At 39.6% G+C, this 7,698-nt stretch carries 11 protein-coding genes; 6 read left to right on the forward strand and 5 right to left on the reverse strand.

Annotated elements, in window-relative coordinates; translation table 11 throughout:
- The first annotated feature begins 130 nt into the window (after positions 1–130).
- The 4 genes from ACTIEV_RS10185 to ACTIEV_RS10200 all read left to right on the forward strand — a co-directional run bounded on the left by ACTIEV_RS10185 (position 131) and on the right by ACTIEV_RS10200 (position 2,715).
- Positions 131–559 carry an Hsp20/alpha crystallin family protein gene (locus ACTIEV_RS10185; RefSeq protein WP_322196217.1) on the forward strand — a complete coding sequence of 143 codons (429 nt, stop codon included), beginning with the start codon at positions 131–133 and terminating at the stop codon, positions 557–559.
- 133 nt (positions 560–692) lie between these two features.
- On the forward strand, positions 693–1,562 hold the full coding sequence (locus ACTIEV_RS10190; protein WP_322196218.1) for a TraB/GumN family protein: 870 nt from the start codon (positions 693–695) through the stop codon (positions 1,560–1,562).
- A gap of 9 nt (positions 1,563–1,571) precedes the next feature.
- Positions 1,572–2,072 (forward strand): RNA polymerase sigma factor, encoded by a 501-nt coding sequence (locus tag ACTIEV_RS10195; protein WP_322196219.1) that lies wholly within the window; start codon positions 1,572–1,574, stop codon positions 2,070–2,072.
- 10 nt (positions 2,073–2,082) lie between these two features.
- Positions 2,083–2,715 carry a hypothetical protein gene (locus tag ACTIEV_RS10200; RefSeq protein WP_322196220.1) on the forward strand — a complete coding sequence of 211 codons (633 nt, stop codon included), beginning with the start codon at positions 2,083–2,085 and terminating at the stop codon, positions 2,713–2,715.
- On the opposite strand, the gene ACTIEV_RS10205 is transcribed toward ACTIEV_RS10200, so the two are convergent.
- From ACTIEV_RS10205 to ACTIEV_RS10215, 3 genes are all read right to left on the reverse strand, one after another.
- On the reverse strand, positions 2,716–3,153 hold the full coding sequence (locus tag ACTIEV_RS10205; protein WP_322196221.1) for a hotdog fold thioesterase: 438 nt from the start codon (positions 3,151–3,153) through the stop codon (positions 2,716–2,718).
- 8 nt (positions 3,154–3,161) lie between these two features.
- Positions 3,162–3,629: a pantetheine-phosphate adenylyltransferase gene (coaD, locus tag ACTIEV_RS10210; protein ID WP_322196222.1), complete on the reverse strand. Its 468-nt coding sequence runs from the start codon at positions 3,627–3,629 to the stop codon at positions 3,162–3,164.
- Between the two features lie 140 nt (positions 3,630–3,769).
- The gene (locus tag ACTIEV_RS10215; protein WP_322196223.1) at positions 3,770–4,696 is read right to left on the reverse strand and encodes an aspartate carbamoyltransferase catalytic subunit; all 927 of its coding nucleotides are present in this window, start codon (positions 4,694–4,696) and stop codon (positions 3,770–3,772) included.
- 298 nt (positions 4,697–4,994) lie between these two features.
- On the opposite strand from ACTIEV_RS10215, the gene ACTIEV_RS10220 reads away from it, so the two are divergent.
- Positions 4,995–5,342 (forward strand): four helix bundle protein, encoded by a 348-nt coding sequence (locus ACTIEV_RS10220; RefSeq protein ID WP_322196224.1) that lies wholly within the window; start codon positions 4,995–4,997, stop codon positions 5,340–5,342.
- A gap of 144 nt (positions 5,343–5,486) precedes the next feature.
- On the opposite strand, the gene pyrR is transcribed toward ACTIEV_RS10220, so the two are convergent.
- Complete coding sequence (gene pyrR / locus ACTIEV_RS10225) at positions 5,487–6,008, reverse strand: bifunctional pyr operon transcriptional regulator/uracil phosphoribosyltransferase PyrR (protein ID WP_322196225.1); 522 nt, start codon at positions 6,006–6,008, stop codon at positions 5,487–5,489.
- An 82-nt stretch (positions 6,009–6,090) separates the two neighbouring features.
- Here pyrR and recF point away from each other — a divergent pair, with 82 nt between their 5' ends.
- Entirely contained in the window at positions 6,091–7,173 is a 1,083-nt protein-coding gene (gene recF / locus ACTIEV_RS10230; RefSeq protein ID WP_322196226.1) for a DNA replication/repair protein RecF, read from the forward strand.
- 174 nt (positions 7,174–7,347) lie between these two features.
- Here the strand turns inward: recF and ACTIEV_RS10235 are convergent.
- Positions 7,348–7,698 (reverse strand): transposase (locus tag ACTIEV_RS10235; protein ID WP_439516429.1); only part of this gene is annotated, 351 nt, incomplete at its 5' end.

The following is a 7,698-nucleotide window of genomic DNA, read 5'->3' on the forward strand; positions in this document are numbered from 1 at the left end:
AAAGAAGCTATTTTGTCTTACGCGTAGCATCTAAATTGCCATCATGCCTCATTTATGGATCCAAAAAAGCAGTGGTATAGCCTTTGAAGCATGATAGGCGTATTCATTAAAAAACTAAAAACATAAGAATATGACACTTGTAAAACACAACAACGCAGCTTTCAACAATCTCTTCGACGAACTCTTCAACAGTTTCCCTGCAACATGGGGTAGAGATGCACACCAAGCTTATGCATCCATTCCGGTTAACATTCATGAAACCCATGAAGGCTATCACCTGGAATTGAACGCACCGGGTAGAAACAAAGAAGACTTTAAAGTGAATGTGGAAAATGGCTTATTGACCATCAGTTATGAAAAGAAAGAAAGCCAAGAGCAAAAAGATTACAAAACAATCAGAAGAGAATTCAGCTTCCGTTCTTTTAAACGCAGCTTCAGCATTGATGATAAGATCAATGCCGATGGTATCCAAGCCCGTTATGAAAACGGTGTGTTGAAACTATACTTGCCAAAAAAGGAAGAAGTTAAAGTATCTCCTAAAGAAATCTCGATTTTATAAGATTTTCATAGTCGTGTCTACCCAGACACACATGCAGTTGGTTTTGGTTACGCCCCGGATGTCTATCCGGGGCTTTTTTTGTGCTACAGTAATATTTTAGCTTGTTCTGCGACACATGTTAAAAAGCAAAGACATGTTATTCAGATTTTTCATTTTACTGATATCTGCTTTCACTTTCAGTGGAACATCCATTGGTCAGGAGTTACCCAAAAATTCATTGTTATGGATGATCAGTGGTAAAGACCTCTCCCGCCCTTCTTATGTATTTGGCACTTTTCACATGATGTGTAAGTCTGATTTTGCCATCACCGATCCATTAAAAGAGAAACTGAACGCCACCGAACAGTTCTACGGAGAATTGGATATGGATGATCCGGGATTACAAATGTCGATGATGAATAAAATGCGTTTGAAAGATAAAACGCTGAAAGATCTGATGAGTGAAGCAGATTATACTACCCTGAGTGAAAATTTTCAGCGTGTTACAGGCATGCAGTTGCAACTGTTCAATCAGTTTATGCCATTTATGTCATTGAGCTTATTAACATTGAACAGTATTGAATGTTCCGATAAGATTCAGCCTGAAGGTGAGTTTGTAAAGCTTGCCCAACAGCAAAAATTACCCATTCTCGGACTGGAGACCATCGATGATCAGATTGAAGCGATCAATAGTCAGCCGCTGGATTCACAGTTACATTCCTTGAAAAAAATGGTACTGGCTTATGACAGCGTGAAACAATCGATGAACAAAATGATCGCTGTGTACAAAGAAAACAATGTTGACAAACTATATGATTTTATCAGAGCGAATAGCAATGGAGATGACCGTTTTGAAACCGAAATGTTAGCAAAGAGAAATAAGAGATGGATCCCCATTATAGAAAAAGCGATGCATGAAAAGCCTAGCTTTTTTGCCGTAGGTGCGGGTCATTTAGGCGGCAATGAAGGGGTATTGGAACTACTGCGAAAACAAGGATATACACTCACTCCTGTATTGTACTAATTTAGCCGCATGTCTAACGAGAAGGAATTCATTGCACTGCTGAATGAACACCAACGCATTATACATAAAGTGTGTAATCTTTATATGGATGCACATGCCGATCGTGAAGATTTGTTTCAGGAAATCACATTGCAGGCATGGAAGGCATATGGTAATTTCAGAGGTGATGCGAAATTCTCTACTTGGCTATATCGGGTAGCACTGAATACGGCCATTACTTTTTTTCGAAAAGAAAAAAGACAACCGGATATTTTTTCTACTGAAACAATACCCGACTTCAACGCAACTGATGCTTATGACCCTATTGAAGAACAAGTAAAAGCCATGTATGCTGCGATCGGTGAATTATCAAAGATTGATAAGGCCATCGTCATGCTATACCTGGAAGACTATAGTTACAATGATATTGGTGAGATGATGGGTATTACTGCGAATAATGTGGCAGTAAAGATGAACCGCATCAAAACAAAATTGAAAGAATCCACACAAAAATATATGACCCCCGCATAAATGAAGTGTTATGGAATTGGATGAACTAAAATATCAACTCAATCAAAGACTGGCAACGGATCATGCCAGTAGAAGTAATGCCGATATCTCTGCATTGCTTAAAAAGAAAACGCATTCTGTCATCAGCAAAATAAAACGCAGTCTGATCATCGAAATGGTCTTATGCGTACTATTTTTTGTAGCCATGCTTTACGTTTGTTTCATCACCAACTATTGGTCTATCCGCGTATATTTTGGCGTATTTACTGTATTAACAGTCCTCATGACTCTGGTATTGTACTATTTATACCGTAGAACAGATACATTGAGTGATTCAGATCGCCCCATTAAAGCAAACCTTCAAACCTTGGTGGGTTTATTGGAAGAATTTGTAAAAAGATATTTTCAATTCACCATGGCACTACTGCCGGTTTGTTTTATGTTCTCCATGATCTTATCTTATGCAGATCCTGTTGAAATACCTGAAATTGAAAAATTTTCTGTGAAAGTGTTCACCGCTCGTTGGCAGGTAATGGTGTTTCTGGGTGTTTATATGATTGCCTTGGCCATTTCGGTGTATTATTTCACCAAGTGGTACCTGAAAAAACTATACGGCAATTATTTAACCGAATTGAAACAATACATCGCAGAACTAGATCAATAATTATCGGGCTTTTCGTTTGAGCACAGCAACAGTAAGGCGACTGATACATACCAGCTTTTCTCTTTCATCATAGATCTTGATCTCCCATACCTGCGAACTGGCACCAATATGTACGGGCTTAGCAATACCCGTCACTAAACCACCGCGAACACTACGCAAATGATTGGCATTGATCTCTTGTCCAACACAAATGAGTTGATTGTGATCCACCACCAATGCCGCACCCACACTGCCTAAAGTTTCCGCTAACGCTACCGATGCGCCCCCATGCAACAATCCATAAGGCTGTTGGGTACGATGATCTACGGGCATGGTAGCTTTCAAATAATCTGCTCCCAGTTCAGTAAACAGCATTCCCAGATGTTCACCCATGGTATTTTTTCCCAGTGGTTGAATATCTTCCACGGTTAGGTCTTTTTTAAACCAGATCACTGACATACGATCGCTTATTTTCGAATAGACTGAATAACTGCCTCCGGAAGAAAGGGCGAAGCATCCCCACCATTTTTAAGGATATCACGAACAATGGTAGAAGCCACAGAAGTGTACTTGGGCTCACCGGTTAAAAAAATCGTTTCAATATTTTTATCCAATGTCCGATTCGCATCTGCTATGGTTTTCTCGTATTCAAAATCACTCACGTAACGAATACCCCTTAAAATAAATCTTGCTCCGATTTTTTTACAATAATTGATCGTCAATCCATCGTACACCACACTCTTCACCCTGGGCTCATCGCGATAAATCTCTTTGAACCATTCCATACGTTGCTCCGGACTAAACATCGGAGACTTTGCAGAATTGATACCGATACCCACATAAATCTCATCAAACAAAGGCAATGCCCTGTTGATGATATCAATATGTCCCAATGTAACAGGATCAAAGGTTCCGGGAAACAAGCATATGCGCATGGTAAATATTTCTAACTACGAAGAAAAGGAAGAAAACAGAGAAATAAGAAATAAGAAATGAGAAATTACAAAGTTTATTCCATCTCATTCATTTTATCATTCCTTATTTCTTATTTCTAATTCCTTATTGAATCTTTTCCCTAGCCTTGCTCATTCGCCAACAAATACAACACCGCCATCCTTACCGCCACCCCATTTTCTACCTGATTTAAAATAATGGAGAATGGTCCATCAGCAACATCACTGTCCAATTCCACGCCTCTGTTGATGGGTCCGGGGTGCATGATGACGATTTCTTTACCCAGACTTTCCAATAATTTCCTGTTGATGCCGTATACCAAATTGTATTCACGGAGAGAAGAGAATAAAGGTTGGTTTTGTCTTTCGAGCTGAATACGCAGCACATTGGCCACATCACACCATTGTAAAGCTTTCTTGAGATTGTATTCCACTCGCACATCCAATGCCTGTTCAATGTATTTGGGAATCAGTGTAGGCGGACCTGCAATCGTTATCTCTGCACCCATTTTTTTAAGCAGGTACATATTACTGAGTGCAACACGACTATGCATGATATCTCCAATGATCGCCACTTTCAGTCCCTCCAGTTTTCCCAGTTTTTCTTTCATAGAGAAAGCATCCAATAAAGCCTGGGTAGGATGTTCATTGATACCATCTCCTGCATTCACAATAGCAGCCGGAATATGTTTTGCGAGAAAGTGAGGAGCCCCTGATGCACTATGACGCATCACCACCATATCCACTTTCATGCTGAGGATATTGTTCACCGTGTCTAACAGTGTTTCCCCCTTTGCAGCCGATGATGTGGTTGCTGCAAAATTCAATACATCTGCAGAAAGTCGTTTTTCAGCCAGTTCAAACGACATGCGCGTACGCGTAGAATTCTCATAAAAAAGATTCACAATCGTCACATCCCGCAACGAAGGCACTTTTTTAACCGGACGCTGTAATACCTCTTTGAATTGTTCAGCTGTAGAAAGAATTAATTGAATATCATCTCTTGTGAGATCTTTAATACCAAGGAGATGTTTGGTAGAGAGTTTCATTAAAAATCAAAGTTATGAAAAAAAGGGACAAGAATGAAGGTACAGGGCACAAGAAAGATTCAAGATTTTTAAGGTTCAAGTTTTTAACTGATGGATTGGGGAAGGGCTGTGAATAAAATCGAGTAAGCCCTAGGAAAAAAAGAGACAAGAATGAAGGGACAAGACACAAGGAAGATTCAAGATTTTCAAGGTTCAAGTTTGTTAACCGATGGATTGGGGAAGGGCTGTGAATAAAATCAGGTGTATTCCAATGTATTTCTTGCGCTTAAGCGGTCATTCGAGTACTTATTTTAGCGGGATGTCTGAAGAGCTTGAAGATCGATTTTTACAATTTGCACTGGAAGCCAGAAAGCTTTGCTTTCTGCTACAGAATCATACCATTAACCATGAATACTGCAGACAACTGCTGCGATCATCTTCTTCCGTTGGGGCCAACTACATTGAGGCGTCAGATAGTCTTGGAAAAGCAGATGAAACCATGAAACTGAAAATAGCCCGAAGAGAAGCCAAAGAATCCTGTTTCTGGCTGCGTCTGGTATATATTCCTGAAACCACTCCAGACATAGAAACTAAAAGGGCTATTTTATTAGAAGAAGCCCAACAAATCAAAAAAAAACTTTCCGCCATTCTTCTCAAGAGAGGATGAACTTGATGACTACCAACTATCTACATAATCTTTCTTTTATCGTGAAAATTGAACCTTGTTTCTTTCTTGTACCCTGCACCTTCGTTCTAATCTCTTCCTGGTGCCTTGTCTCTTCCTTGTGCCTTGTCCCTTCATTCTTGTATCTTATACCAGCACTACCTCATCCACCTCATCCCTCTCCTTCCAGCAAACTTTTACTTTCTGGGAGATGATGGTGTCGATGGTTTTGCCGGAGAAATCGGGTTGAATGGGGAGTTCGCGGCTGAAGCGACGATCGATTAGGACGCAGAGTGACACTTTGGAAGGTCGGCCAAAGTCGAGTAATGCATCCAGTGCTGCACGGATAGTTCTACCGGTGTATAACACATCATCCATCAGTATCACATGTTTGTTTTCTAAGCTAAAAGGGATATCGGTACTATTGGCAATATGTAAGCCCTGACGCACATCATCACGATAAAAAGTGATATCCAATTTACCGTATTGAATGGCTCCGGGCTGCACCAAGCCTCGCAACTCAGTAACAATTCGGTCACTAAGAAATATCCCCCTCGGTTGTAATCCAATGATCACCGTATCCTGTAAAGAGGCATTATGCTCCAATATCTGATGTGCCAATCGTTTTACAGTTAGGGTCAGTTGCTGTGCTGATAATATCGTCTTCAAACCAATTTTTTATTAAAAATAATTGCTTTCACTGATACCTGCGATGAATTATTCCGGCTTGGGTGCTTTAATTTGCCGTTCTATGTTCCGGTTGAATGATATTACCCTGGTTCAGTTTCGCAATTATGTGCAGCAATCTTTCCATTTTTCAGAGAGGGTAATCGGTATTTGCGGACAAAATGGTACCGGAAAAACCAATCTCTTAGATGCCATTTATTACCTGAGCTTTTCCAAAAGCTATTTTTCTCGTCCGGATGCACAAAATGTACATCATGGTTCTGCCGGACTCCGTATTCAGGGACAATACGCTGTTGAAGAAAAAAACATGACAGTGACTGCCATCGTTCGGGAAACCGGGAAAAAAGAATTACAACTGGATGGAGAGCCTTATAAAAAATTCTCTGATCATATTGGCACTATCCCGGTAGTCATGATCGCTCCTGATGATATTGAGTTGATCAGTGGGCCGGGAGAAGAAAGAAGAAAATTTCTGGATACACTGATCTCTCAGTTAGATCATGCTTATTTACAACAGTTGATTAATTATCAAAAAATATTACAGCAAAGAAATAGCTTATTAAAGCAAGCAGGTGAATCAGGTCATATGGATGAAACATTACTGTCTATCTTGAATGATCAACTAATTGACAGTGGTAGTTTTCTTTATGAAAAACGAAAAGTCTTTCTGGCGAGTTTATTACCACTGGCTTTTACTATTTATGAACGTATTGCGGGGAAATCAGACGAGCTCTACTTGTCATACTTCAGTCCTTTGGCATCGAGTCAATTCAAAGACCTGCTACAAAACAATCGCGCCAAAGACTTCGCTTTACAACGAACAAGTTCAGGCATTCACCGCGATGACATTATACTATCCATGGGTGATCAATTATTCAAATCAGAAGCTTCACAAGGACAAAGAAAAAGTTTACTGTTTGCGCTTAAACTGGCCGAGTGGCAGATACTCAAAGAAAAAAAAGGCTTCACCCCCATCCTATTGCTTGATGATGTTTTTGAAAAATTAGATGATGCAAGAATGTCGCAATTATTACAATGGGTATGCACAGAAAGTGATGGACAGGTATTTATTACAGACACCCATTCCGAAAGGCTCAAACAACAACTAACTAGTACAAAAGCGGCATTTCATATGATTACATTGTAATGCAAAAGTCAAAAGTAAAAAGGCAAAAGTGAAGGGGCATCTTCTAAAGGCTATGAACTATTAGCCGTCTGCTTCAAGCCATTGCTGTCCGGTAAAAAATCAAATTATTTTCTAGTCTCCTGTAATTGCTGTATTTGAGGTGGCAATAACACTATTTTGAGTATTCCAAGCCCCCTATGTTTTAAATAGGTCAGGTGGTTGCCAGAGGTATTTGTGTTTGCGGATCTTATTGAGTAATGATTTTTCTGGCCATTTTAGGAACGCCCGCAAATCCATATAAGTCATTAAATGTAATCTGATTAAACCTGTTAGGTTGGTGAAAGCCATTTTAGATTTACTTCCTTGTTTGATTATTTTTAAAATCAGATCAGCGATTAATGCACACCAAATCTGTATTTTGATAGCATTAGCATTGTCTCCTAAGAAATATTGGAGCTCATAATTCTGTTTGATGCGTTTAAAAAAAGTTTCAATCTGCCATCTTTGGCGGTAATAATTAGCTACAGTTATGGCTTTTAGTCTTCT

Source organism: Sediminibacterium sp., assembly GCF_051861365.1.
In the GTDB taxonomy this organism is placed as follows: domain Bacteria; phylum Bacteroidota; class Bacteroidia; order Chitinophagales; family Chitinophagaceae; genus Sediminibacterium.